At 36.7% G+C, this 297-nt stretch carries 1 protein-coding gene; it reads right to left on the reverse strand.

Features of this window, described 5'->3' with window-relative positions; genetic code table 11:
* Positions 1 to 297, reverse strand: a 297-nt coding sequence (locus KI375_RS27115; RefSeq protein ID WP_212976448.1) for a sensor histidine kinase, incomplete at both ends; no start/stop codon positions are given.

Here is a 297-nt window from a genome sequence, read left to right on the forward strand (position 1 = left end):
CTGTATGTATGGATAAATTTCCTTGCAAAGCCTGCAGTCTTTCTTTCATCGCACCTAAGCCAAAACCGAGCTCAATTTTTTTCTCTCGTTTCAATACGCCATTATCTTCAACTTGTAAGCGTAACTCTAAGTTGTCGAAATATAGAGATACTCTGATTTCACTTGCGCGTCCATGTCTAACAGCGTTTGTTAATGCTTCCTGAATGCAACGAATGATTGTTAATTTAACTTCCTTTGATAAGCTATATTCATCTCCAAAACATCGAAACTTTACAGAGATATCCGTACTTTCCATAA

The sequence above is a fragment of the Bacillus sp. J14TS2 genome (assembly GCF_018333015.1).
In the GTDB taxonomy this organism is placed as follows: domain Bacteria; phylum Bacillota; class Bacilli; order Bacillales; family Bacillaceae_C; genus Lederbergia.